The organism is Mesorhizobium sp. M1322, assembly GCF_040318085.1.
In the GTDB taxonomy this organism is placed as follows: domain Bacteria; phylum Pseudomonadota; class Alphaproteobacteria; order Rhizobiales; family Rhizobiaceae; genus Mesorhizobium.
This window is the reverse complement of sequence record NZ_JAMYLP010000003.1, coordinates 108,293-131,685: the sequence shown is the minus strand read 5'-3', so window position 1 is coordinate 131,685 and position 23,393 is coordinate 108,293. Positions and strand designations below refer to the sequence as shown.

General features: G+C 62.2%; 21 protein-coding genes. 18 read left to right on the top strand and 3 right to left on the bottom strand.

From position 1 onward, the window contains the following. Nucleotides 1–177: 177 nt before the first annotated feature. Complete coding sequence (locus NKH12_RS02240; RefSeq protein ID WP_352951689.1) at nucleotides 178–1,374, bottom strand: ROK family transcriptional regulator; 1,197 nt, start codon at nucleotides 1,372–1,374, stop codon at nucleotides 178–180. A gap of 142 nt (nucleotides 1,375–1,516) precedes the next feature. Here NKH12_RS02240 and NKH12_RS02235 point away from each other — a divergent pair, with 142 nt between their 5' ends. From NKH12_RS02235 to NKH12_RS02175, 13 genes are all read left to right on the top strand, one after another. Next, complete coding sequence (locus tag NKH12_RS02235; protein ID WP_352951688.1) at nucleotides 1,517–2,782, top strand: ABC transporter substrate-binding protein; 1,266 nt, start codon at nucleotides 1,517–1,519, stop codon at nucleotides 2,780–2,782. 60 nt (nucleotides 2,783–2,842) lie between these two features. Next, complete coding sequence (locus NKH12_RS02230) at nucleotides 2,843–3,778, top strand: carbohydrate ABC transporter permease (protein ID WP_352951687.1); 936 nt, start codon at nucleotides 2,843–2,845, stop codon at nucleotides 3,776–3,778. Beyond that, on the top strand, nucleotides 3,771–4,673 hold the full coding sequence (locus NKH12_RS02225) for a carbohydrate ABC transporter permease (RefSeq protein ID WP_352951686.1): 903 nt from the start codon (nucleotides 3,771–3,773) through the stop codon (nucleotides 4,671–4,673). Before NKH12_RS02230 ends, NKH12_RS02225 begins: the two co-directional genes overlap by 8 nt. A gap of 25 nt (nucleotides 4,674–4,698) precedes the next feature. After that, nucleotides 4,699–5,796 (top strand): ABC transporter ATP-binding protein, encoded by a 1,098-nt coding sequence (locus NKH12_RS02220; RefSeq protein WP_352951685.1) that lies wholly within the window; start codon nucleotides 4,699–4,701, stop codon nucleotides 5,794–5,796. Between the two features lie 34 nt (nucleotides 5,797–5,830). After that, a complete protein-coding gene (locus NKH12_RS02215; RefSeq protein ID WP_352951684.1) occupies nucleotides 5,831–6,574 on the top strand; it encodes an SDR family NAD(P)-dependent oxidoreductase in 744 nt (247 codons plus the stop codon). Between the two features lie 40 nt (nucleotides 6,575–6,614). Further along, complete coding sequence (locus tag NKH12_RS02210) at nucleotides 6,615–7,616, top strand: sugar phosphate isomerase/epimerase family protein (RefSeq protein WP_352951683.1); 1,002 nt, start codon at nucleotides 6,615–6,617, stop codon at nucleotides 7,614–7,616. Next, on the top strand, nucleotides 7,613–8,425 hold the full coding sequence (locus NKH12_RS02205; protein ID WP_352951682.1) for an SDR family NAD(P)-dependent oxidoreductase: 813 nt from the start codon (nucleotides 7,613–7,615) through the stop codon (nucleotides 8,423–8,425). The genes NKH12_RS02210 and NKH12_RS02205 overlap by 4 nt, the downstream gene beginning before the upstream one ends. 347 nt (nucleotides 8,426–8,772) lie before the next feature. Then, nucleotides 8,773–9,960, top strand: coding sequence for a magnesium transporter (locus NKH12_RS02200; protein WP_352951681.1), 1,188 nt, complete (start codon nucleotides 8,773–8,775; stop codon nucleotides 9,958–9,960). A 378-nt stretch (nucleotides 9,961–10,338) separates the two neighbouring features. After that, a complete protein-coding gene (locus NKH12_RS02195; RefSeq protein ID WP_352951680.1) occupies nucleotides 10,339–11,613 on the top strand; it encodes a tetratricopeptide repeat protein in 1,275 nt (424 codons plus the stop codon). 11 nt (nucleotides 11,614–11,624) lie between these two features. Beyond that, the gene (locus NKH12_RS02190; RefSeq protein WP_352951679.1) at nucleotides 11,625–12,437 is read left to right on the top strand and encodes a FecR family protein; all 813 of its coding nucleotides are present in this window, start codon (nucleotides 11,625–11,627) and stop codon (nucleotides 12,435–12,437) included. 15 nt (nucleotides 12,438–12,452) lie between these two features. Continuing rightward, nucleotides 12,453–14,375 carry a CHASE2 domain-containing protein gene (locus NKH12_RS02185; protein WP_352951678.1) on the top strand — a complete coding sequence of 641 codons (1,923 nt, stop codon included), beginning with the start codon at nucleotides 12,453–12,455 and terminating at the stop codon, nucleotides 14,373–14,375. After that, a complete protein-coding gene (locus NKH12_RS02180) occupies nucleotides 14,372–14,548 on the top strand; it encodes a hypothetical protein (protein ID WP_352951677.1) in 177 nt (58 codons plus the stop codon). Before NKH12_RS02185 ends, NKH12_RS02180 begins: the two co-directional genes overlap by 4 nt. A 12-nt stretch (nucleotides 14,549–14,560) precedes the next feature. Then, nucleotides 14,561–15,421 carry an alpha/beta hydrolase family protein gene (locus NKH12_RS02175; RefSeq protein ID WP_352951676.1) on the top strand — a complete coding sequence of 287 codons (861 nt, stop codon included), beginning with the start codon at nucleotides 14,561–14,563 and terminating at the stop codon, nucleotides 15,419–15,421. A 49-nt stretch (nucleotides 15,422–15,470) separates the two neighbouring features. On the opposite strand, the gene NKH12_RS02170 is transcribed toward NKH12_RS02175, so the two are convergent. Next, nucleotides 15,471–16,370, bottom strand: a complete 900-nt coding sequence (locus NKH12_RS02170) for a proline iminopeptidase-family hydrolase (protein ID WP_352951675.1) — start codon at nucleotides 16,368–16,370, stop codon at nucleotides 15,471–15,473. Between the two features lie 158 nt (nucleotides 16,371–16,528). Then, nucleotides 16,529–17,254, bottom strand: coding sequence for a helix-turn-helix transcriptional regulator (locus NKH12_RS02165; protein ID WP_352951674.1), 726 nt, complete (start codon nucleotides 17,252–17,254; stop codon nucleotides 16,529–16,531). A gap of 298 nt (nucleotides 17,255–17,552) precedes the next feature. Here NKH12_RS02165 and NKH12_RS02160 point away from each other — a divergent pair, with 298 nt between their 5' ends. The 5 genes from NKH12_RS02160 to NKH12_RS02140 all read left to right on the top strand — a co-directional run bounded on the left by NKH12_RS02160 (nucleotide 17,553) and on the right by NKH12_RS02140 (nucleotide 23,355). Next, nucleotides 17,553–19,244, top strand: a complete 1,692-nt coding sequence (locus NKH12_RS02160; protein ID WP_352951673.1) for an ABC transporter substrate-binding protein — start codon at nucleotides 17,553–17,555, stop codon at nucleotides 19,242–19,244. A 107-nt stretch (nucleotides 19,245–19,351) separates the two neighbouring features. After that, a complete protein-coding gene (locus NKH12_RS02155; protein WP_352951672.1) occupies nucleotides 19,352–20,380 on the top strand; it encodes an ABC transporter permease in 1,029 nt (342 codons plus the stop codon). Next, nucleotides 20,380–21,354, top strand: a complete 975-nt coding sequence (locus NKH12_RS02150; RefSeq protein ID WP_352951671.1) for an ABC transporter permease — start codon at nucleotides 20,380–20,382, stop codon at nucleotides 21,352–21,354. Before NKH12_RS02155 ends, NKH12_RS02150 begins: the two co-directional genes overlap by 1 nt. Next, the gene (locus tag NKH12_RS02145) at nucleotides 21,344–22,366 is read left to right on the top strand and encodes an ABC transporter ATP-binding protein (protein WP_352951670.1); all 1,023 of its coding nucleotides are present in this window, start codon (nucleotides 21,344–21,346) and stop codon (nucleotides 22,364–22,366) included. Before NKH12_RS02150 ends, NKH12_RS02145 begins: the two co-directional genes overlap by 11 nt. Continuing rightward, entirely contained in the window at nucleotides 22,363–23,355 is a 993-nt protein-coding gene (locus tag NKH12_RS02140; RefSeq protein ID WP_352951669.1) for an ABC transporter ATP-binding protein, read from the top strand. The genes NKH12_RS02145 and NKH12_RS02140 overlap by 4 nt, the downstream gene beginning before the upstream one ends. Nucleotides 23,356–23,393: the final 38 nt, after the last annotated feature.

The window sequence follows — 23,393 nt, the reverse complement described above, 5'->3', positions numbered from 1 at the left end:
TCGAGTGTTTTTGCTTTGTTCCCGCGCCTAGTCAAGACCGCTTGGCGAGCTTTAGGCCTCCGTCTTCCTCTGCATGTGGTCGGTTCGTGCCGGTCAACACACCTTTTTCGAAGTAGTTTGGTCGATCTGAATCGCACGGGCGGTGAATGTCGTAGCGCCACCCGGCGCAAAGCCAGATCATTGCAGTCGGCTGTTGTGGCGCAGCACCAGGCCGACTGCGCCGAGCAATGCATCGTTCTCTGTGTGCTTGCCAACGATTATCCGCGTGCGCAGGGCGGGCGCGATATCGCGGGACTTGATGAGCGTGTGGCGTTCATATGACGCGATCAGCGGTGCCAGGAGAATGTCGCCCGCCAAAGCCATGCGGCCACCGATGATGATGAGTGGCGGATTGATCACCGAGCCGATCAAGCCAAGACCTCGGCCGGCGAACTCCGCGGTGTCCTCGATCATACGCAGCGCCCCGACGTCGCCCTGTTCAGCCATCATGATCACCTCGTCCATCGTGACCGGCCGCCGCACGATGCGCGAAATCTGCTCTAGCGGCCGGGCAAAACTCGCGTAGAGCTCTAGGCATCCGCGATTGCCGCACCGGCAAAGCTCGCCGCCGGGATCGATGCTGATATGCCCGAATTCGCCGGCGCCGCCGGCGATGCCAGTCACCAGCCGGCCATGCTGGACAATGGCCCCGCCGACGCCGAGATCGATCTTGAACAGCACGAAATCGTCTTGGCCGACAGCCGCGCCCCACATCAGCTCCGCAATGGCTGAGCAGTTGCTCTCGTTATCGGCGAAAATCGGCTGTTCGAGAACCGGCCCGAACACATCGCGGATGTTGACCCCGGCCCAGGTCGGAACAATACTCGCACGCAGCACCACTCCTTCGCGGCTAACAGGGCCCGAGACGGAAACCCCAACCCCCAGGAGCCCCGCCATCGGCAGACCGTTCTCTTCGTAACATTGGGTAATTGCTGACTTGGCGAGCTGGGCCGCCTGTTGCGGCTGGTAGTCCAGACCCATAGGGATAGTTTGTTCGGCAATGACAGAATGCGACACGTCCGCGACGACGCACCGTATCTCGTCGAGGCCTAGGTGGATTCCGACGCAGGTGCCCGCAGCGGGATTGAGCGTCAAGGTCGCGGCAGGCCTGCCGATGCCCCTGGCCCCGTCATGGTGGGCCGGGGATTCGATCACCATTCCGGACTTTCTCAAGCCGTTGAGTGCGGTTGAAACCGTCGACCGCGCCAAACCGGTGGTGTGCGCGATTTGCGACGCAGAAAGCACGCCGCGCTCACGCAGGCATCGCACGATCAGGCTCTCCGGTGATGCGGAGGGCTTGTCGATCAGCCAATTTCTAAGCGAAGGTTTGTTCATGATGGGCACAAAGGACGTTGACTGATAGCTCAAATATGTCATCTTGGAAAGAACAGAGATTACTGCATCTCACCGGCGGCGGCTTCAAATCGCGGTCACAAGCGGTCGATACGAACCGTACATCACATATGGGAGTGAAACGATGGAATACCTGAGGACGGCCGTTGCGGCCGCTGCGGCGTACACCCTTGTTGCGGGAGCCGCATTCGCAGAGCCCAAGACCAATCTATTGCATCAATGGGCGACCGGATCGGATGCCCAGGCTATTGCCAAACTCGGCGAGATGTTCACCGCCAAGGGTGGCACCTGGCAGCAGACCTCCATCGCAGGCCACACGGCCAACACGCTGGCGAAACTGCGAGCCGACGTGATCGCCGGCAACGCACCTCCCGCGGTGCAGCTCAAGGGACCAGAGATCGCGGAATGGAACGGGACCGGCATGACAGCCAATCTCGACGAACTGGCGACAGCGGAAAATTGGGAGAAGGTCGTCGCTCCCGAGTTGCTGCCGGTGATGAAACCGACCGGCAGCTGGGTGGCGGCGCCGATGAATATTCATCGCATCAATTGGCTGTGGGCATCGCCGAAAGTCATGCAGGAAGCAGGCGTCGCCGAGGTGCCGAAGACGTGGGCAGACTTCAACGCCGCCTGCGACAAGATCGTGGCGTCAGGCAAAATCTGCATCTCGCACTCGACCGCCGACTGGACCGATTCGACGGTCTTCGAGGTCGTGGTCTACGGAATGGATCTCGATCTCTTCAAGAAAGCCTTCGTCGAGGGTGACGTCGAGGCGATGCGCAGCGACGGCATGGTCAAAGCCTTCGAACAGTTCCGCACCATGACGACGAAATATATGGATCCCGGCATGAACGGGCGCGACTGGGATACCATGTCGCATCTGGTCGGCCGCGGCGAGGCCGCGTTCCACATCATGGGCGACTGGACGCTCGGCCTGCTCACGGCCGGCGGCTTCAAGGAGGGCACGGACTATGTCTGCGCCCAGGCGCCGACTGACTGGGGCAAGCCGGGCTTCATCCTGAATTCCGACTCGGTCGTGTTCTTCCAGCAGAAGGATCCGGACTACGTCGAGGGGCAGAAACTGCTCGCCAGCACGATCCTGTCGCCTGAGTTCCAGACGATTTTCAATCAGACCAAGGGCTCGATTCCAGCCCGTCTCGACGTCGATCTTTCGAACGGCTTCAATCCTTGCCAGCAGCTCTCCCAGAAGGACCTGCAGGCGTCGATCGATGCCGGCACGCTTGTCCGTTCTATGGCGCACAACATGACGATCCCGCAGAAGGTGCGCGGCGCGATCATGGATACCGTCACCGAATTCGTGGCGACGCCGGACATGACCGCACAGGACGCAGCCAGTGCCATGGCCGATGCGGCCGAAGCGCAGATGTGAAGAAGCTGCCGATGATGGCCTGGCGCGCGTCGCCTGGCCCCGACTTCGCCGGAGCAGCCGATGTCCACGCGTGACCTGACCGTACCGGTTGCGGCTTCCGCGACGCCGTGGCGAGAGCGCCTGGGCACGATGGTGCCCATTCTGGTGCTGGCGCCGTCGCTTGCGGCGAGTTTCATCTACGTCTTCGTCTTCACACTCTGGACGCTGTACCTCTCGCTCTCCAGTTCGTCGTTGATGCCGACCTATGGCTTCGCCGGCCTGGACAATTATGCTTCGCTCTGGGCGAACCGGCGCTGGAACATCGCCTATACGAACCTCTTTCTGTTCAGCGGCTTCTATATCGTCGGCTCGATGGCGATTGGACTGCTTCTCGCGATCCTGATCGACCAGCGCGTTCGCGGCGAGGCGGTTTGGCGCACGATCTTCCTCTACCCCTTGGCGGTGTCCTTCATCGTCACCGGTACGGTGTGGAGCTGGCTCTATAATCCCGTCGACGGAATCCAGGCTTTCGTGCGGGGGCTCGGCTGGACCGACTTCAGCTTCGCCCTGACCGCCAACCGCAACACCGCGATCTATGCGGTGATCATAACCGGTATCTGGCAGTCGTCCGGCTTCGCAATGGCGCTTTTCCTGGCCGGCCTGCGGTCGGTCGATCCGGATCTCATCAAAGCAGCGCAGATCGACGGTGCGTCGGTTTCCCGAACCTATCGGAAAGTCATCCTGCCGACGATCGCCCCGATTTTTCTGGCGGTGGCGGTCATTCAGATCCAGTTCGCCATCAAAACGTTCGACCTGGTGGCGGCGTTGACGCGGGGTGGGCCAGGCGTATCCACTACTTTCCCGGCGATCTACGTTTACGACCTGATGTTCCAGCGCGGGCAGATCGGCGAGGGTGCCGCCGCGGCGATGATGATGCTCGCCGCCCTTGCGGTTGTGCTGGTGCCCTATTCCTTGTGGGTCGTCTGGCGCAGGCGGGCGGAGGGCCGCAATGGCTGAAATTGCCCCGAACGCCCGGCATGATCCCGAAGCGGCCGCCGCTACGCGGCGATATTTCTGGAACCGCTTTCTTATTTATGCGGTGCTGACGCTTTTTGCGGTCATCTACCTTGCACCGCTGCTGGTCGTGGTCTTCAACTCGTTGCGGGAGCAGTCCGAGATTGCCCGCAACGGCCTCATCTCGCTGCCGCGCAGCTTCCGCCTCGACGCGTGGGCGGAGGCCTGGGGCACTTATTGCGTCAGCGGCACCTGCGAAGGCATGAAGCGCAATTTCTTCAACTCGCTCTGGATGGCGATCCCCGCGACCGTCATCTCCACGCTTCTCGGCGCCTTGAACGGCTATGTGCTGTCGAAATGGCGCTTCAAGGGCTCGGAAATTCTGTTCAATCTGATGCTGCTCGGCGTCTTCATGCCCGGCCAGATCTCGCTAATGCCGTGGGCGTTCCTGCTCGGCAAACTCGGCCTGACCAATTCGACATACGGGCTGGTCTTGATTCACGTCGTCCAGGGCATCTCGTTCACCACCCTGTTCTGTCGCAATTTCTACGTCAGCATACCGGACGACCTTATCAAGGCGGCACGCATCGACGGCGCCGGCTTCTGGCGGATTTTTCGCAAGATCATCCTGCCGCTGTCGCCGCCGATTTTGATCGTCACCGTCATCTGGCAATTCACCGGCATCTGGAACGAGTATCTGTTCGGCGTCGTCTTCACCTCGGGCCAGCAGCAGCCGATTACGGCGGCATTGGTCGCGCTCACTGCTGGCGGCACGACCGCCCGCGCCTATGACGTGATGAGCGCAGCCGTGCTGATCGGCGCGCTGCCACCGTTGCTGATCTATCTGTTCGGTGGAAAATATTTCGTGCGCGGCCTGACGCAAGGCGCCATCAAATGAGGCGCCATCAAATGAGGCATCACTCATGTCCGCGCTGATGATCCGCGACCTTCACAAGAGCTATGGCGGGCTCGAGATTCTGGCCGGCATCAATCTCGAGGCGCGGACCGGGGAATTCATCGCCCTCGTCGGTCCCTCCGGCTGCGGCAAGTCAACCTTGCTCGCCATGATCGCCGGCCTGGAAACTGTCACCTCGGGCGAGATCTGGATCGGCGACCGGCTGGTGAACTCCGTGCAGCCCAAGGACCGCGACATCGCGATGGTATTCCAGTCATACGCCCTCTATCCTACCATGACGGTGCGCCAGAACATCACCTTCGGCATGGAAAGCCGAGGCGTGCCCAGAGCGGAGCAAGCGGAAGCCGTAAAGCGGGTTGCCGCACTCCTGCAGATCGAGCAGTTGCTCAACCGCAAGCCGGGGCAGCTGTCGGGTGGGCAGCGGCAGCGCGTCGCGATGGGGCGAGCCCTTGTACGCGACCCGAAGCTGTTTCTGTTCGATGAGCCGCTGTCCAATCTCGACGCCAAGCTGCGCGTCGACATGCGCACCGAGATCAAGAAGCTGCACCACCGCGTCGGCAAGACGACGGTCTACGTCACCCATGATCAGGTCGAGGCGATGACGCTCGCGTCCCGCATTGCGGTGATGAACCAGGGCTCGGTGCAGCAGTTCGACACGCCGAAGCGGATCTATGACCGGCCGACTAACATGTTCGTGGCCGGTTTCATGGGATCGCCGGCGATGAATTTCATCCCCGCCCGGCTTACCGGCTCAAGCAGCATCGCGGTGCGCGCCGCTGACGGCGGTGACGCCACTCTTGCCCTTGCCGCGCCTTTGCCCGCCAGTGCCCCAATGGACGTGGTGCTCGGTGTTCGGCCGGAACACATCTACCGTTTCACGACCGACCTGAAGTCGCGCAAACCTGCTGTTCAGCCCATGCAGGCGCCGGTCGAATTGGTCGAGCCGACCGGGGCCGAGACGCTTGCCGTCCTCAGGCTGGGTGACCTGGAGATCACCGGCCGGTTCGAGCCGGATGACGCTCCCGTCATGGGCGAGACGATAACGCTCGGCATCGACATGTCGCGCGCCTGCCTGTTCGATCCAACAACCAAGGCGCTTCTGTGATCTGATGTCCATACAATTCGCGACTTACCCGAGCTTGACCGATCGCGTCGTGCTGATCTCCGGCGGCGCCTCCGGCATCGGGGCCGATATAGTCCGTGCTTTCGTGGCGAATTGCGCCCGCGTGGGCTTTCTCGATGTGCAGGATGGACCTGCGGAGGCGTTGGTGCGCGAGCTTGATGGGGCGGCCAGGCAGGCCCCGTTGTACCTCCGTTGCGATGTAACCGACGTCGCTGCGCTGCAGGCGTCGGTCGAAGCCGTGCGTACGCGGCTTGGTCCGGTCGCTGTCCTGGTGAACAACGCTGCCGATGATCAGCGCCATCCCGTTGACGCGGTGACGGCCGAATATTGGGACCGCAGCTTCGACGTCAATCTCCGGCATCACTTCTTCGCCGCGCAGGCTGTGCATCCGCATATGAAGGAACTCGGCTTCGGCTCGATCATAAACTTCTCTTCCATCGCCTGGCGTTTCGGCGCGGACCAGATGGTGGCCTATGCTACCGCCAAGGGGGCTGTCGTGGCCCTGACCCGCGCTCTGGCGCGATCGTTCGGACCTGACAACATCCGCGTTAATGCAGTCGAACCCGGCGCCGTTATCACCGAGCGGCAGCGCGAGCTGTGGTTCAAGACGCAGGACGCAATCGACCGGACGGTGCAGCGGCAATTGATCCGCCGCGTCCTGCTGGGCGAGGAGATCGCACGGACCGTGCTCTTCCTTGCCGCCGATGACAGCCGCATGATCACGAAACAGTCCATCACCGTCGATGCGGGTCTGCGATAGTGAGATCCCTTCCCCACCCTTCATTGGAACTGCCAAGCTGATGCTTCGTCTCGGCCTCAACCCTTACGGACTGACCTACCACCTCGGCCTGCAGGGCCGCGGCACGCCGCGGCACAATGCGGATGGGGCGGGGCTGGAAGGCTTCATAGCGCTTGCGCAGGAACTGGGCGCACGCACGCTCGAGATCTACGAACCATGGTTGACCGACTTGCCGGACGCCGAGGTCGTCGACCTGCGCAGGCGTCTGGCCGCGCTTGACATCGTGCCGGTGGTAAGCGGCGGACTTCTCGTGGCAGGTCCATTGGACAACGCGTTTCGGGCTGCGCGCCTGCTCGAGGCGACAACGATCCGTATTGCACTGACCCCCGTCTTGTGCGGTGACCGCAACGTCTGGGGCGGGAAATGGAACGAGTTCAACGCGACGATCCGCGCTGCCCTGGCGGAATGGGGGCCGCGTGCGGCGGCTGAGGGCCGGGTGCTCGGCATCGAGAACCATCAGGACTTCGGCAGCGACGAACTGGTCGCGCTCTGCAAACTCGGCGGGCCGGGTGTCGGCATCACCTACGATACGGGCAACACGTTCCCTGTCGGCGAGGCTCCGCTTTCCTTCACGCGGCGGATCGCGCCGCATGTCCGCCACGTTCACCTCAAGGATTATCGCGTGCAGTTCACGGATGAGGGCTACCGTCTGGTCCGCTGCGCGATCGGCGACGGCGCCGTGCCTTTCGCCGAACTGGCAGCTATCCTCGCCGAGCACCACGAAACGCTGACGGCCGTGCTCGAGCCAGGCGCTCTGGAGGCCCGCCACGTTCGCTGTCTCACCGACGACTGGTGGAACGGATATGCGCCGAAGACCGCGCGCGACTTCGCGGCCTGCCTGAGTGCTGCGCGCGTAAACCGCCTTGCGGACGACGCCGATTACCGGACGCCATGGGAACGCGACGATGACGGCGCACTCGTTTCGTATGAGCTCGACATGATCCGGCTCAGCGCCGCCAACATGAAGAAGTTCGATTTCATTGCAATGGAGAAATCAGCATGACTGCCCGAGAACTCAGCGGCCTGACTGCCTTCGTGACCGGCTCGGGACGCGGCCTCGGCCGCGTGATGGCCGACCGCCTGGCCGAACTTGGCGCAAACGTCGCGATCCACGATCTCGATTGGACCCGGCCGTCCCAATACGGCGAATTCGCAGACCTCGGCGAATCCGCCAGGGGTTTGGAAAAACATGGGACACGGGTGGCCGCGGTCACCGGCAACATCGGCGACAGGCAAGCCGTCGCCGAAATGAAGAGGAAGATCGAGTCGGACCTCGGCGATGTGCATGTTCTGGTCAACTGCGCCGGCGGTGATATCGGCGCCAAGGGGGTAAAGCCCAGCCCCAACAACGCGCTCGACATCGACTATGATGACATCAAGGTTCTGACCGAGAACAATCTCATCGGCACGATGCTGGTCTGCCAGGCGTTCATTCCGCCTATGGTCAAGCGCGGCTCAGGCTCGGTGATCAACATTGCCTCGGCGGCAGCGCATATCGGATGCTCGCCGGAGGTGGTCTACTCCACGCTGAAGGCGGCCGTCGTCCATTATACGCGCTGCCTCGCCAAGGAATTGATCGACGATGGCGTGCGCATCAATGCAGTGAGCCCCGGCGCCACCAAGACGGCACGGTTCCAGGCGAGCCGCGTCGTCGATCCGGAGCGCATGGATTCGAGCAAGAAATCGCTGAACCGGTATGCCGAGCCTGAAGAGATCGCCGAAGCGGTGGCCTTCCTCGCCGGTCCGCGCGCGCGCTTTATCAACGGGCAGGTCATCCGCGTCGATGGCGGTTTCACCATATTCCCAGGTTGAATCGCGGCCGTTCGCACCGTGAACTGTCGGGCTGAGCGCACCCCAATGAGCAGGGCCTCGACCGGCCCATTGCCGACCTTACTTGGTTGATGGGCTGTGACGTGCTCGCAGAGCCCAGGAACGGACGGGTGAAGTTCGGCAACACGACAATTCTCTTGGCGACACGCTGACGTTACAGCCCGCTTGTATGCACCCACGCAATGGCTCAGATTGTCTGGGTTCGGTCTACTCTGCGCCCTGAGAAGGCGAAGATTTCCGGATCGAGGCGCTGGGCCACTGCGCGGGGGGCAGAGCGAACCGCTCCTGTCTACACGTTCAGAGGCGCAACATTAAAGATTGGGGGAAAGATGAGGCAAGAGAACGACGTTGAGAAGTCGGTGCGCACGTTGCGTGCTCGAGCACCTGACGACGCGGCTGAATTGCTTGCCCGAGAGTCTCCCGAGTTCATCCGAGACGTATTAAGGTTGTTGCCGGATAGGCACGCCCGGAAGGTGGCGGAGCATTTGCCTCCGGATATGAGGCCTATCAAGCCTCATAGCGACGGCAAGGATATCGCGGTCCCCGGATCCGTCGTCGAGTTGATGGACCCGATCCCCGCCAGCGTTGCTGTCGGGACGACGGTAGCCGCCGCGGTCGAGGCCGTCAGACGCGCCCACGTGCCGACCGAGTTGACTTACCTCTACATCACGGACGAGGGCGACAAACTCGTTGGCCTGGTGGTTCTGCGCGATCTGATGCTGAGCGAACCGGCCGCCACGGTGGATCAGATCATGCTGCCGAAACCGTTCGCCCTTCACGTCGATATGCCTTTGGGCGAAGCCTGCAAGGCGGCGGTACGCCGTCACTACCCCGTCTATCCCGTGGTGGACGCGGAGAACCGGCTGCTCGGGCAGGTTCGCGGCTGGCGGCTTTTCGAGCAGCAAATCATCGAGATTTCTGCCCAGCCTGGCCAGATGGTGGGTGTCCAGAAGGAGGAGCGTTCTTTCACGCCGCTGTTTTCAGCCTTCTTGAAACGTCATCCGTGGCTGCAGCTCAACCTGCTGACGGCCTTCATGGCGGCTTTCGTGGTCAGTTCGTTCACAGGCACGATCGAGAAGATCGTCGCCTTGGCGGCGTTCCTCCCGGTACTGGCCGGGCAGAGCGGAAACACCGGCTGCCAGGCACTGGCCATGACGTTGCGTGGTCTCGCCCTGGGGGATGTCGACAAACGACCGAAGCTGCACCTGATTCTGAGGGAGGGGGTGCTCGGGATCGCCAACGGCGTGCTCGTCGGTCTCGTGGCGGCCGCGGCGATGTGGTTCTACGCCTCGCGGCAACCGGAGTCGGCATCCCAGGCGCCCATGCTGGCACTTGTGATCCTGCTCGCCATGTCCGGATCGTGCCTTATGTCCGGGATCTCCGGCGTGCTGATCCCGTTGGGCTTGCGGCGGGTCGGCGCCGATCCGGCCGTGGCTTCCGCGATCTTCCTTACCACCGTGACCGATATTGTAGGCATGGGCCTGATGCTGGGGCTTGCCACTACGCTCGTGCTGTAGTGGTCGCGACCGCTCTCCGAGCGCTTGCGCAACGCGACGGAAGACCTTCGGATGAGCTACATGTGACCCTGATGCGTCCTGCGGCGACCAGATACGTGCAGAATCGCGCAAACAATATTGATCTTGTCGGCTGCGCAATCCACGGCTGATTATGATTTGGCTTAGTTGCCGTTTGTAGCGAATACTTTCTCGAAGTCAAGCAAAGCTGAGAAGATGTTTGACCAACCAGCGTAGGCGAAATGCGAATGAACCCGATAGTTTGTTGCGCAGCTGCAACAGCTGCTGAGACTCGGCCGGTCTCGTGACAGTTCTGTCGCTTTTTTTCTTCTAGTCGTGCTAAGTCCTTCGCACTGGTCGGGTTTGGGGTGGGTTCTCGGCATGCAATCTTCGTTTCGAACGATCGTCGGCTGCGCCGCGGCGCTGCTTTGTAGCGGCACATTGCCGGCCGGCGCGCAGGGTCTTTTTTCGACCTACGACGATGCTTTTTCAGCCCGCATCGCCAGTCCGGCCGACAACGGAACGCTCGCCCAGTTCGTCACGGTTGCCGTCAATGCAGGGCAATACGATCAGGCGATCTCCTCGATCGAGCAGTATCTGATCAAATATCCCCGCGATGCGCGTGCCCGGCTGGCGGCCAGCCGGTTGTACTATCATGTCGGCTCCTACGAATTGGCCCGGCGGCAGGTGCAGTACGGCATCGAAGTCGGCGGCCTGTCGACAACTGAGCAGCAGGAAGCCGTTCGCCTGCTCGCCCGCATCGAGCGCGCGTTGCGTGGCATCACCTGGGAATTCGCTCTGACCGGCGGCGTGTTCAGCGCATTCACCGATTTTGAGCCCGGCGGGGCTCAGGACGACAATAGCTTCGTCTCGCCCTACGGGCGGGCGGAAGGCTTTGTCCGGTGGGACCTCGGCACGCCAAGTGCCGACGCTCTCGTCCTATCGGGGGCGCTGACGGCGACAGAGCGTTTTTTCACGCCAGACCTGTCGGTTCCGGGTAGCAAGGAGACTTTCATCCACGGCAACGCCGCGATCACCTGGGACAAGGGGTTGCCCAACAGTGGGATCGATTCGCTGCGCCTGCTGCTTTCCGCGTTCACCGTTACGGATCGCTTCGACAGCGATATCCACGAAACCGGCATCGGCCTCAGCGGACGCTTCCTGGTGCGCCCGACGGTCGAGACGATCCTTTTCGCCGGCGGCGGCTACATCGATCTAAGCGCCTCGCAAGGCATTTTCGCCGATAGCAGGGTTTTCTATGAGGCAGGCGGCAGCTACCGCTTCCGCAACGGCCAGGCGCTCGGACTGCGCTTTGTCGGCTCGAATGACTTCGCCTCCGGATCCGGCGAAATCGGCCGCAGCTACATGGGCGAGGTCCGCTATGGCGGCCTGTTGATGAACGCACCGGATCTTTTCGCATGGTCGCACCAGGTCGCCTTCTCGGCCGGCCATAGCGACACTCCCGATCTGTCCATCGGCATCGGCACAAATATCAAGAGCGACTTCTGGCGCATTGCCTCGGAAAGCGATTTTCAGCTGACGGAGTCGCAGAAGATCAGCGTCGATCTCGCCTATCGCGAAACCAACTTCGATCTCGCCAGCCGCGACCGAAAATCGTTCGAAATGCTGATGAGCTACACGTTGACGCTCAATTGAAAGAGGCCGCGATGAGAACCCTGAATCGTCAGATCGCCATTTTTGTCGCCTGCCTTGCCTTCGCGGCACCGTCCGCTGCTGAAACGGTGGGGTCGATGACGGCCTACCAGACCAACATCGTCCGCAACAACGGCGGGACAATGAACGTCGGCGCCGGCGTCGAACTCGGCGATCAGCTGCGCAGCAATCCCACTGGTCTTGGAATGCTGGTGTTCCGGGACGAATCGAGCGCCAAGATTGGTCCGAACACCAGCCTAACGATCGATGAATTCGTCTACAATCCGGGCTCGGGATCTGGAAAGATCGACATCGGGATGAACAGCGGCCTTGCCCGTTTTTATGGCGGCCAGGTTTCGAAAGGCGGCGTCATGCAGGTTGCGACGCCGCACATGGTGCTCGGGGCCAGAGGCGGCATCATCGAAGTGCTGGTGGCAGCTGGCCAGACCGTCGGCATACTGCGCGCCGGCCGCATGACCTGCACGATGAATGGCAAACGGCTGGTCATCACAAACCCGGGCTTCGCCTGCACGTCAGAAAATGGCAAGCTGCTGACCGGCTACGGGGGAATCGACACCTTCCCGATATTGGACAGCATCGACCGGATAGCCGGCACGGGCCTGCCAGGGGCACCGGGTCCGGGATTGGACGTAAGCGCGATTTGTGCGTCGGCACTCGGCGGCTCGCTCAAAATCTGCGACTCTACCGACGGCGCATTGCCAGGAGTGGTCATAGAGTTCCCCGACAGCCTAACGCCACCTGTGGGCGGCGGCGTGGATAACGGTGGGTGTGAGGGTGAGGGTTGCTGCTATCCAGACTGTAGGTAGACCCGTCCGACCGGCATGAGCCCCTTGTTCGATTGGCGGCAAGCTGCCAGGCGCAAAATATCAGGCCTTGCGGTCGTGCTCTTGCTGGTCGCTTGCCATTTGGCTTTCGACGGGCCGCTGTCGCGCCTCCGCGAACGTACGTACGACTTCTACCAGTTTCTCGCCCCGCGCCAGGCAACTAGCAATCCCATCGTGATCGTCTCGATAGACGATGCCAGCCTCAAGGCACATGGGCGATGGCCTTGGAACCGTGGCCTCTTGGCCGATCTGGTCGATGGCATCGCCAAATCCGGCGCCGCAGTGATCGGGCTTGCGCTGGTGCTGCCCGAGGCCGACACCTCGCCTGAGGGCATCGCCGGAGACAAGCGCCTGACAACGGCACTGGCGAAAAACCGAACGGCGCTTGCCGTCAGCCTGGGCAACGAGGCGACGGTTTCAGAAGCAGAGCCCAAAGCCGGCTGGTCGATCGTCGGGCAAGTACCCGACACACTTCCCGGCTTCACCGGCTTGACCGGCTCGCTTGCCGAATTCTCGAACGCCGCCGCGGGCCTCGGCGTCATTCGAACATTGCCCGATCCAGACGGCGTACTGCGCCATGTGCCGTTGCTGTGGCTTCGCAACACCGCTCAAGGCGTGCAGCTCTGGCCGTCCTTTGCGCTCGAGCTCCTGCGCCTTTATGCCGGGCAGGACGGCTACATAGCCCGGATGAATGCCGCCGGGTTTAATGCACTCAGGATGGCCGGCGCCATTGTGCCGCTCGAGCCGGAGGGGAGCATCCGGCTTTGGGAAACCGCCACGGATACGCCACGTATATCTGCCAGCACTATCCTTTCGGGCGACAGTGATCCGCGGCTGCGGAATGCCATCGCCATTGTCGATCTGTCGGCCGTGGGGCTGACGCAATACCTGCCCACGCCGACGCGTCCAACGCGACCAGGCGCAGACATCCACGCCGATGCAATCGGCCAGATGCTCGCCGGGCGCTATCTTACAGAACCGACGCACGCGCGTATGCTCGAGCGCCTCTGGTTTGTCCTCAGTGCCATCGTTTTCATCGGGCTTTCCGGAGTGCTCGCCGAACGTGTCGTGCTTGGCGCCCTCGCTCTGGGGCTGCTGGCGGTCACGCCGTTCGTGTTCGGCTCTCTCGAATACAGCATACAGGGTGCACTCTATGACCCGCTGCAGCCGGCGCTTGCGACGGTCCTGGTAGCCGGCTTCGAAGGCTATGTCCTCTACAGGCGGAGCGAGCAGCGCCGGTCCACCTTGGCACGGCAGTTCTCCCAGTATCTGTCGCCTTCCGTGGTGCAGCGCCTCGCAAACTCGGACACCGAAGCGATCCTCTCCGGCGAAAAGCGCGAGATCACAATCCTGCTCAGCGACATACGCGGCTTCACGACGATGAGCGAACAACTCGATACCCAAGAAATCGCAAAGGTGGTCAACCACTTCCTCGGCATTGCGACCGATGAGATCCTCAAGCGCGACGGGACGATCGACAAATTCATGGGCGACGCGGTGCTGGCCTTCTGGAACGCGCCGCTTGATCAGCCGGATCATCGCGAGCGCGCGCTCGAAGCGGGGCTTGCCCTGATCGAGCGGGTGAAGCGCGAAGACGCCGCCTTCACCGCGGAAGGCCACCCCTCGATCGCAATCGGCGTCGCCATCGAGACGGGCATCTGCTCGGTAGGCAATTTCGGCTCGGAACGGCGCTTCGACTACACGGCGATCGGCTCGCCGGTGAACCGTACGGCACGGCTCGAATCGACGACCAAGAAGCTGCGCATCCCCCTGGTGCTTGGTCCCGGCTTTGCGGCAGGAGCGCCGATGCCGGTCGTTCAGGCGGGTGCCTTTGAGCTTCAAGGTCTCAAGGGCGAGGTGCCGGTTTTCACCATTCCGGAGATGCACCCCTCGTCACACTCCACCGGGGAAATCGTGTGACGTTTGGCACCGGTTCAACTCGCTATCTCATTGGCCGGCGAGCGAAAGCCAAGGGCGGCGGAAATACGATAGGCCCGGGCTACGATGTCGCCCAGTGGCTGCCCGAAAGGACCCTCCAGTTCACGACGCGGGCCGACCAGTATACGCTAGACATGAATGCCAAGACTATCTGAGGAGTTGTAGACTTGACGAGCATCGCCACGGGATCCGTCGCGGATCGCGGCCGCGCTACATACGATCTTGGCGCGACCGCCATCTTTGCTTCGAAATCAGACCCACGCTTCCATTATTGTCTGTATGTGCCGCCTGCGGTGGGGGAAGGCGCCAAAGTCGATCTGCTGGTCGCCATCCACGGTACTGGCCGCACCTCGTTCCTGGGCTTCCGCGACGCGTTCGCCGAGTTCGGACGCTGGAACGACTGCGCTATCTTGTGCCCGCTGTTCCCAATCGGCGTTCTCGGCGACGACGCCCGCAGCGGATATAAATACATGATCGAGGGCGACATCCGCTACGATCAGGTGCTGCTCGCCATAGTCGAGGAAGTCGTTGCAAAATATCGTCAGGACTGGACCCGCTTCGCCATGTTCGGATTTTCCGGCGGCGGGCATTTCACCCATCGCTTCGCCATCCTTCATCCCGACAGACTATGGGCGGCTTCGATCGGCGCGCCGGGCTCGGTGACCTTGCTCGATCCCACGCGGGACTGGTGGGTGGGCATTCGCAACCTGCCGGAGAAGTTCGGCATCACCTTCGACGCCGCCGCGCTGGCAAGAGTCCCTGTCCAGATGATCGTCGGCGATGCCGACCTGGAAACCTGGGAAATCACGCACGGCCAGGGCAGCAACCATTGGATGCCGGGCGCCAACGATGCAGGACAAACGCGGCCGGAACGCCTCAGGACGTTGTGTCGATCGTTCGAGCAAGCGGGTGTGCGCGTACGCTTTGATTTGCTGCCAGGCATATCCCACGAACGCGACGCGGTTCTCGATCCGGTCAAGGATTTCCTGGCCCAGGCGCTCAAGGAACGACGGACCGCATCAAGATGAATGCAATGGCCGGCCCTGCACCGACAGGCCTGGACAAAGACAGGCTGCCTCAATCGTATTTGGCCACAAAGCGTCCGACGGCGGCGAGGCAATCGTCCTTCTCCTCGACATGCGGCATATGGCTTGAATTCGGGAAGACCACGCCTTCGACGTCGGGAATATGATCGAGAAAGGGCTGGACGCAGGCTTCGGTCGCTTCGTCGTAAAATCCGCGGAACGCCAGGGTCGGCGCCTCGATCAGATGCAGCCGGTCGATGATGGTCCAGTTCCGCATGGTGCCGATGACGTGGAATTCATTGGGTCCGTTCATGGTGTGATAAACCGTCGGATCAGCGTCGATTGCCGCGAATGTCCGGGCGACTTCCGGCGGCGTCGGAAGGACACGGCAGACGTGGCGGTCATAGAAGGCTTTGGTTGCCGCAACATAATCCGGGTGATCGGTGGTCCCGGCTGCCTCGTGCCGGTCAAGCGCACTTCGCACATCGGCCGGCAGCCCGGCGCGCAATTGCAGCGCGCCTTCCACCCATAGCGTCATTGAGGCCAGCGAATTGGCCAAGATCAATGCCTTGAGCCCGGCCGGGCGTCGCACGGCATGTTCGGCCGAGAGTATGCCGCCCCAGGATTGGCCGAGCAGGGCGTAACGGTCGGTAATGCCAATGTGAGCAAGCAGCGCGTCGAGTTCGCCCAAAAAGAAATCGACAGTCCAGAAGTCGCCGCCCTTGTCGGGCAGATGGGTCGATTTGCCGTTGCCGATCTGATCGTAATGGATGACGGCCCGCCCGGTATCGGCCAGCTCCTTGAACGAATCGACATAGTCATGAGTGCAACCCGGCCCGCCGTGAGCGACGACCAAAGGCAGCTTGCCCGAGTTGAGATCTCCGATTACGCGATACCAGGTGCGGTAGCCCTTGTAGTCGCTAAATCCTTCGGTGGTCGCATGTGCCGTCACAGTTCCAAGCTCCGCGTCGTGGCGCGGCAGGAACCAAAGTGACGGACCCTCCCAAGCCTTGTTTGCGGGCGACGGTACTAAGCGGCCCGGCGCATTTACAGCTAGCACTATTTATAGGTTTGCTTTGGCAGGGGCCGGTGGCCTTCAGGCGGAGAGCCTCAATGCTCCGGCTCGAGCAGCCGGTAGTGGGCAGCCAGCGCGATGGCGTGGAAGCGGTTGCGCGCGCCAAGCTTGCGTGTCGCCGCGTTGAGATGCAGCGTTGCAGTCGGCACCGCGCGGCCAATCTCGCGCGCGACCTGCTTGGCCGTCAGTCCGGCGGCGGCGAGGCGCAGGCACTGACGCTCGCGCGACGTCAGATGGACATATTGGCAGGTGCGGATTCCGGCATCGAAACCGGCATAGACGGAATCATGCAAGAGACGGCCCAGATCACCGATTTCGGCGATGAACTGCCTTGCTTCGGCCTCGAACCCGGTCTCGGGGTCGGCGCGGATCGCGGTGAAGGTGGCCAGATCCCCGCCGGCAAGACGGATGGGCACGGTGACGCCGCAGGTCATCCTGGTGTCGAGCAGATAACTGATCACGGGATCATGCCTGGACCGAAGCACGTGCTGCATGACCGTGCTCTGAACGCCTTTGTGCGACCAGAGGAACGGCCTCGATACGGCGAGCGCTGCTTCCTGCACGGGGTCAAGTTGATAGTACCCGCCTTTGCACCAGAGATCCTGCATGTCGCGCGGCACGTTGTGCAGAGCCATCAGCGAGGGCGTGATCAGGTCGCCCTGATGGCTGACGGGCACAGGCGTATAATCATAGATGAAGGAGGTGAACCCGACGGGCTCCAGCACATCGGTCGCCACCGCCATGGCAGCGTCGATGCTCATTCCTGTTCGGAACCGGCTCTCTAGATCGCCTGAAAACCCCTGCATCCGGCAAGCTTACCCGCTGGCTATTGCTTGTCAAACAACCATGTCGTCCGAGTGCTCAATAAATAGGCTTAGGCCGGCCTCTCGACCTATCTATCTTAATAGCTATCCTGTCTGGCTTCGCTGGTCGTAGTCTTTTTGCGATTGGGCGAACTCGCGGAGACTACCCGCAACCCAACATCATTTCCAGCCACGCCGCGGTCGATGATTGCGTCTAGCCTGGCAAGTCGACTCGCTTTCCACGAGGAACACAACCATGCGACCCCAAAAGGCACCTGCAGCCCAAAAGGCACTGGCAGCGTTGATACCCGGCCTGGCTCTGCTCGGCATGACGATCGTGTCGCCGCCGAGCAGTGCCTTGGCCGCCGAAGGCGAGCCCGGCGGCACGCTCCGCTTGCTGGCCAATGCAGCCGCCGGCACCGCCGATCCGCACATCAATTACACGCTGCAGTTTTTCCAGATGAACTATATCCTCTACGATGGTCTCTTGACCTACAAAAAGGCCGGAGACAAGACCGGCTTCGAGGTTGTCGCGGATCTCGCCGAAACCCTGCCGCAGGTCGAAAACGGCGGTAAGACCTATGTCTTCAAGCTGCGCAAAGGCATCAAGTTCGCCGACGGCTCGGACGTCACCAGCAAGGATGTGATGGCTTCGTTCCAGCGCATCTTCAAGATCAGCGGGCCGACGGCCGGGACCTTCTACAATGGCACCATCGGCGCCGATGCGTGTTTGAAAACACCCGCCACATGCACCCTCGAAGGCGGCCTGTCGGTTGACGACGCAGCCGGAACGGTCACCTTCAACCTGGTCCAGCCGGATGCCGAGTTCCTGCAGAAGATCGCCATTCCGCACGCCGCGATCCTACCGGCAGGCGCGCCGCTCAAAGATGCCGGCACTGATCCGATCCCGGGCACCGGGCCCTACATGATCGCGAGCTATGATCCGAACAAGCTGATGAAAATGGTGCGCAACCCTCACTTCAAGGAATGGAGCAAGGAAGCCCAGCCGGCAGGGTATCCGGACGAGATCGACTACGAATTCGGCCTCACCGACGAAGCGGCGGTGACGGCGGTCGAGAATGGGCAGGCGGACTGGATGTTCGATCCGCCGCCGGCGGATCGTCTCACCGAACTCGGCACCAAATATGCCAAGCAGGTCACGGTGCATCCGCTGACGGCGATGTGGTATGCGCCGATGAACAACAATCTGGCGCCGTTCAATGACATCCGTGTTCGTCAGGCGGTGAACTTCGCCATCGACCGCGCCGCGATCGTCAAGCTCTTTGGCGGCAGCAATCTGGCGCAGCCGGCCTGCCAGATCCTGCCGCCGGGCTTCCCATCATTTGCGCCGTATTGCCCATTCACCGCCAATCCGGGCGAAAAGTGGTCGGCGCCGGATATGGACAAGGCCAAGCAATTGGTTGCCGCATCGGGAACCGCAGGTCAGGAGGTGACGATCATCACCGAGGACAGCACCGTCTCGAAGGCGATCGGGGTCTATCTGCAGGACGTGCTCAACCAGCTCGGCTACAAGACATCGGTCAAGCCGATCTCGCAGAACATCCAGTTCACCTACATCCAGAACACCAACAACAAGGTGCAGATCTCGGTCTCGCAATGGTTCCAGGATTACCCGGCGCCATCCAATTTTCTGGAAGTGCTGTTCAGCTGTGCCTCGTTCACGCCGGGCTCGGACGCGTCGGTCAACATTTCCGGGTTCTGCGACAAGTCGATCGACGCAGCGATGGCCGAAGCAGAAACAGCCACCATCGCCGACCCGGCCAAGGGCGCAACGCTCTGGACCGCCATCGACAAGGCGGTGACGGACAAGGCCCCGATCGCTGTGCTGTTCACACCCAAGCGGGTCGATGTCGTCTCTTCCAGGCTGAAGAACTTCACCTTCAGCCCGCAATTCTACTGGATCGTCAGCCAGTCCTGGGTGGAATGATCTCCGGGAGCCGATGCGACGGAGTGCCGCCGGCGCTCCGTCGCATTTCCTTTTCCGCCGGATCAGCGCATCTTCCAGGTCGAGATTTTTCCTAGGCAATCCTGTTCATGGTCAATGTCATTGCGGACCAGCCTGCCGCCCCGGTCCGCCAGGCCGCCGATGGCCCATGGCGCACGGCATGGCGCAAGCTTAAAGCCGATCGTTCGGCAATAGCGGCATTCGGCGTGCTCGTCGTGATCGTGATCGCCTCGCTGGCGGCGCCGCTCTATGCGCACTATGTCTCCCACACCGATCCGTTCGTGACCAATCTCAATGGCGAGATCGTCATCGATGGGATTGACCAGCCGGTATTGCAGCCTTCCACCGAAGGCCTCGGCCTTGGCATGACGCCGATTGGGCCCACCTGGAGGATCGGCCCCTATCTGCTCGGCGCCGACAATCAGGGCCGTGACGTCGCGGCGCGACTGCTTTATGGCGGGCGGGATTCGCTGTTGATCTCGGGTGCTGCCGCTGTGCTGTGCCTCACCCTGGCGACCTTTCTGGGGGTGGTGTCCGGATTCTTCGGCGGTATCGTCGACATCAGCTTGTCGCGCATTCTCGATGTGCTCTGGGCCTTTCCCATTTTCCTGCTGGCGATTTCGTTGTCTATCGTGCTGATTGCGCAGAGCATCCAGATCGGTCCGTTCGAAATCCGCTCCGGCAGCTTGTGGCTACCGGTGTTCATCATCGGTATCGTCTATGTGCCCTACGTGGCACGGCCGATCCGCGGCCATGTCCTGACCTTGATGCAGGCCGAGTTTGTGACCGCGGCGACCGGGCTTGGCGCGGCGCCCTGGCGCATCCTGCTGCGCGACATCATGCCAAATGTGGTGACGCGCATCATCGTTTTCGTGCCGTTGATCCTGGCACTCAACATGATGACGGAATCCTCGCTGTCGTTCCTGTCGATCGGCGTGCAGCCGCCGGATGCCAGCTGGGGCACGATCATCCAGGACGGTCAGGGCCTGCTCTATTCCAGGCCGATCGTGGCGCTGGCGCCCGGGCTTGCCATTGTCGTCACCGTACTTGCTCTCAACATTCTGGGTGACGGCGTGCGCGACGCGCTCGATCCAAAATCCTCGCCGAGGGGCATCTAGTGCTTGCCGCCCTGAGTTTCCGGCTCAGCCAGATGGTGCTGGTGATGTTCGGCATCAGCGTCGTCGCTTTCCTGATCTTCTTTGCCACGCCCGGTGCCGATCCCTCGGCCCGCATTGCCGGCCGCAATGCCTCCCAGGAGACATTGATCCAGGTCCGCCACGATTTTGGTCTCGACCGGCCATTGCCGGTGCAATATGGGCTGATGATGAACCGGCTTTTCGTCAGCCGCGATCTCACCTCCTTCGTCAATCGCGGGCAGCGCGTGATTCCCGCGGTGATAGGCGCCATTCCCGTTACGCTGTCGCTGGTGGGCGGCGCCGCGGTGCTTTGGGTGCTGGGCGGACTGATTGTCGGGGTGATCGCCGGTGCGACGCGCGGCACGTTCATCGACCGGGCGCTGATGATCCTGAGCCTGATTGGAGTGTCTATTCCGGTCTTCTGGCTCGGCGAGGTCGCCAATCTGCTGACACAGAGCCGCTGGCATGACACCTGGCTGTTTTCCTGGGTTCCTCCCCTCGGCTACATTCCCCTGACGAAGGACCCCTGGGGCTGGTTCAAGGCGCTCGTCATTCCGTGGTTCACGCTGGCAACCCTTTATGTCGGCCTCTACGGACGGGTGCTGCGGGCAAGCCTGATCGAGATGATGCAGGAGGATTTCATCCGCACCGCGCGGGCCAAGGGGATCGGCGAACGGCGGGTGCTGCTGCATCACGGCCTCAGAACCTCACTAGTGGCATTCGTCACCATGTTCGGCCTCGATTTCGGTGCGCTGGTCGGTGGCGGTGCGCTGTTGACCGAAGTGGTCTTTGGATTGCAGGGCGTCGGGAAATTGACTTATGAGGCACTGCAGACCCTCGATCTGCCGATGATCCTTGCCACGGTGATCTACGCCTCCTTCTTCGTGGTCATGGCAAACTTCGTCGTCGATACCGTCTTCGTCTTCATCGACCCGAGGGTCCGCGATGTCCGCTGACGTTCCTCTTCTCGTCGTCGAGGGTCTCACGATATCCTTCCGTAGCGACGCGGGCCTGGTGCGGGCAGTGGCAGGCGTCTCGTTTGCCGTCGAGCAGCGGGAGATCGTCGGGGTCGTCGGCGAATCCGGTTCGGGCAAAAGCCAGACCTTGCTCGCCATCATGGGGCTGATCGACAGCCCCAATGCCGTTGTCTCCGGTTCAATCCGTTTCATGGGACAGGAACTGATCGGGCTCAACCGGCGTGCGCTCGATGCCATTCGCGGCCGCCAGATCGCCATGATCTTCCAGGATCCGCTGTCGGCGCTTACCCCGGTGCACACGATCGGCAACCAGATCTGCGAGCAGGTGCGCGCGCATGAGAACGTGTCGGCACGGGCGGCGCGGGCGAGGGCGGTGCAGTTGCTGGATGCGGTCGGCATTGCGAATCCGGATCGGGTCGTCGACGGCTATCCGCATCAGCTCTCCGGCGGCATGCGCCAGCGGGCGGTGATTGCGATGGCGCTCTCGTGCAACCCGGCGCTGCTCGTCGCGGATGAACCGACCACGGCCCTGGACGTGACCGTGCAGGCGCAGATCCTCGAGCTGATCGGACGGCTGCGTGACCAGTTCGGCTCGGCGGTGATCCTGGTCACTCACGATCTTGGCGTCGTCGCTCAGGTCGCGGATCGGGTCATGGTCATGTATGGCGGACGCTTCGTCGAGGAGGGTAGCAAAGGCAGCGTGTTCCGGACGCCGCTGCATCCCTACACATGGGGACTGTTCGGCTCGATCCCGCCGATGGATGGCGAGCGTCCGGCACGGCTCGCCGGGATTCCGGGAGCTCCGCCTTCCCTCTCCAACCTGCCGAAAGGCTGCGCCTTCGGGCCTCGTTGCGCCTTTCACCACGATGCCTGCATTGTCCAGCCCCCGCTTGTCGGCGGGAACGGCCATCGTGCTGCTTGCGCATTGCCGGAAACCAGCCGCAAGCGATTCCATATCCGCGAGGTTGCCAGCATCGAGACGCCAGTATGAGCGGCGTGCTGCGGGAGCGCCCGCTGCTCCGGACCAGCGACCTTTCGAAACACTATCACGTCGGCCGCTCGATCTTCCCGGCGCAGCGCCGGACGGTCCAGGCGGTCGACACGGTATCGCTCGACATCTGGCCGGGGGAAACGCTTGGCATCGTCGGGGAGTCCGGTTGCGGCAAATCCACTCTTGGCCGATGCCTAGTGCGTCTGACCGATATCACCTCCGGTTCGCTGGAGTTCGAGGGCCGCGACATTACCGACGCGTCCCAGCGTCAGCTCCGTCCGTTGCGGCGGCAGATGCAGATGGTCTTTCAAGATCCGAGCGCCTCGCTCAATCCGCGTCGGCGGGTCGGCGATCTTTTGGCCGATCCGTTCCGCATCCATGAGCGCCTCTCGGCATCGGAAATGGCGGACCGCGTCGCCGAGCTTCTGCGCCGGGTCGAATTGTCCCCCGAGCACGCGTCGCGCTATCCCCACGAATTCTCGGGCGGCCAGCGCCAGCGTATCGGCATTGCTCGCGCTCTGGCACTCCGGCCACGGATGATCGTGGCCGACGAGCCGGTCTCGGCGCTCGACGTTTCGATCCAGGCCCAGATCGTCAATCTGCTCGCCGATCTCCGCGAGGAGTTCAACCTGACCTATGTATTCATCGCCCATGATCTGTCCGTAGTGCGTCAGATTTCGACGCGAGTGGCCGTCATGTATCTGGGATCGATCGTGGAGAGCGGGCCGACCGATCTGGTCTTTGCCGCACCCAGGCATCACTACACTGCGGCACTGCGTTCCGCAGTACCGATACCTAGTGTCGATCGGGCGCGGCGCGCGCGGCTCGTCCTGGAGGGTGACTTGCCGAGCCCGATGAACCCACCCTCCGGGTGTCGGTTTCACACCCGTTGCCCGGCTGCTACTTCCACGTGCCGCAACGAGCGTCCGCTTCTGCAGAGAACGGGAGACGGTCGCCTGGTTGCTTGCCATCATCCCGGCGGCGGGTAAGGCGGGATTCTCGTTCGGGTGACAGGTGGAAGGCTGGG

Coding starts and splice junctions, on each gene's coding strand:
- NKH12_RS02155 (WP_352951672.1), top strand. CDS start 19,352: ATGGTCAATGTCATTGCGGACCAGCCTGCCGCCCCGGTCCGCCAGGCC.
- NKH12_RS02200 (WP_352951681.1), top strand. CDS start 8,773: ATGAGGCAAGAGAACGACGTTGAGAAGTCGGTGCGCACGTTGCGTGCT.
- NKH12_RS02165 (WP_352951674.1), bottom strand. CDS start 17,254: ATGAGCATCGACGCTGCCATGGCGGTGGCGACCGATGTGCTGGAGCCC.
- NKH12_RS02220 (WP_352951685.1), top strand. CDS start 4,699: ATGTCCGCGCTGATGATCCGCGACCTTCACAAGAGCTATGGCGGGCTC.
- NKH12_RS02225 (WP_352951686.1), top strand. CDS start 3,771: ATGGCTGAAATTGCCCCGAACGCCCGGCATGATCCCGAAGCGGCCGCC.
- NKH12_RS02195 (WP_352951680.1), top strand. CDS start 10,339: ATGCAATCTTCGTTTCGAACGATCGTCGGCTGCGCCGCGGCGCTGCTT.
- NKH12_RS02160 (WP_352951673.1), top strand. CDS start 17,553: ATGCGACCCCAAAAGGCACCTGCAGCCCAAAAGGCACTGGCAGCGTTG.
- NKH12_RS02205 (WP_352951682.1), top strand. CDS start 7,613: ATGACTGCCCGAGAACTCAGCGGCCTGACTGCCTTCGTGACCGGCTCG.
- NKH12_RS02235 (WP_352951688.1), top strand. CDS start 1,517: ATGGAATACCTGAGGACGGCCGTTGCGGCCGCTGCGGCGTACACCCTT.
- NKH12_RS02240 (WP_352951689.1), bottom strand. CDS start 1,374: ATGAACAAACCTTCGCTTAGAAATTGGCTGATCGACAAGCCCTCCGCA.
- NKH12_RS02210 (WP_352951683.1), top strand. CDS start 6,615: ATGCTTCGTCTCGGCCTCAACCCTTACGGACTGACCTACCACCTCGGC.
- NKH12_RS02190 (WP_352951679.1), top strand. CDS start 11,625: ATGAGAACCCTGAATCGTCAGATCGCCATTTTTGTCGCCTGCCTTGCC.
- NKH12_RS02230 (WP_352951687.1), top strand. CDS start 2,843: ATGTCCACGCGTGACCTGACCGTACCGGTTGCGGCTTCCGCGACGCCG.
- NKH12_RS02185 (WP_352951678.1), top strand. CDS start 12,453: ATGAGCCCCTTGTTCGATTGGCGGCAAGCTGCCAGGCGCAAAATATCA.
- NKH12_RS02140 (WP_352951669.1), top strand. CDS start 22,363: ATGAGCGGCGTGCTGCGGGAGCGCCCGCTGCTCCGGACCAGCGACCTT.
- NKH12_RS02145 (WP_352951670.1), top strand. CDS start 21,344: ATGTCCGCTGACGTTCCTCTTCTCGTCGTCGAGGGTCTCACGATATCC.